The organism is Streptomyces wuyuanensis (assembly GCF_900103455.1).
In the GTDB taxonomy this organism is placed as follows: Bacteria; Actinomycetota; Actinomycetes; order Streptomycetales; family Streptomycetaceae; genus Streptomyces; species Streptomyces wuyuanensis.
This window is the reverse complement of sequence record NZ_FNHI01000051.1, coordinates 1-1,213: the sequence shown is the minus strand read 5'-3', so window position 1 is coordinate 1,213 and position 1,213 is coordinate 1. Positions and strand designations below refer to the sequence as shown.

Annotated in this window: 2 protein-coding genes; both read left to right on the top strand. The window is 74.4% G+C overall.

Annotation, left to right across the window (positions count from 1 at the left end):
• Positions 1-297, top strand: a 297-nt coding sequence (locus BLT82_RS36165; protein ID WP_404205853.1) for a sensor histidine kinase, incomplete at its 5' end; no start/stop codon positions are given.
• 132 nt (positions 298-429) lie between these two features.
• On the top strand, positions 430-1,213 hold a 784-nt coding region (locus BLT82_RS36160; protein WP_208868144.1), incomplete at its 3' end, for a sensor domain-containing protein.

Here is a 1,213-nt window from a genome sequence, read left to right as displayed (position 1 = left end):
AGCAAGCACAGCGGCGCGCGCACGGCGTCCGTCGACGTGTGGCGGCGCGACGACCGGCTGCTGATCCAGGTGAGCGACGACGGACGAGGCGGAGCCTCGCCGTCGGGTGGCACCGGCATGGCCGGGCTGGCGGAGCGGCTCGGTGCCGTCGACGGACTCTTCGTCGTCGACTCTCCCGCCGGCGGGCCCACCGTCGTCACGGCGGAGCTGCCGTGGCGCGACCGCGGCCCCCGGCTCGCCGGCGAGACCGCCCGGGCCGGCACCCGGCCGCGGCGGCCCGGCGTGTCCTCCGGCTGACGGGGTGGGGAAAACCCCCGGAGAACACGGAGAAGGGCCACATGGTGCGGGCCCGGCGCCCCCGGGAGCCTTGACGCAGTAGGCACCGCGGCACGCGGTGTACCGCCGCCGAGCAGAACGGACGACACCACGATGGCCACGGCATACCGACCCGGGACCCGGGTCCACAGCCTTCCCCCGGCGCTGCGGGCACCGTTCGAGGGCCGCACCTGGCGCGAGTTCGGCTACCTCCTGCTGAGCCTCCCCCTGAGCGTCGTCTTCTTCTCGCTGGCGCTGTCGCTGACCGCGGCGGGCGCCGGGCTGGTGGTCACCTTCCTCGGCATCCCGGTCCTCGCCGCGGCACTCGCCATGTGCCGGGGTTTCGGCGCGGTGGAGCGGGCCCGGGCCCGGGCGCTGCTGCGGCTCGACGTGGCCGACCCCGCGCCGGTACGGCCGCGGGGCCACGGCGCGCTGGGCTGGGTCGGAGCGGTGCTGAAGAGCGGGGTGTCGTGGCGGCACCTCCTCTACTCCCTGGTGCACCTGCCGTGGGCCGTCTTCGCCTTCTCCGTCTCGCTGGCCTTCTGGACCTACGGCTGGGGCCTGCTCACGTATCCGCTGTGGCAGTGGGTCTTCCCCGTCTACGCGGGGATCGACGGACTCCAGCTCTACGGCGACGGCACGCACGGCATCTACCTGGACTCCCCCTTCGAACTCGCCGTGACCAGCACGATCGGGCTGCTGTTCACCCTGGTCACGCCCTGGATCATCCGCGGATTCGCCACGGTGGACCGGCTGCTCGTCTCCGGTCTGCTCGGCCCGTCCCGGCTGGAGGGCCGGGTCGTGGAGCTGGAGTCCGACCGGGGCGTCGTCGTGGACACGGCGGCCGCGGACCTGCGGCGCATCGAACGCGATCTGCACGACGGCGCCCAGGCCCGGC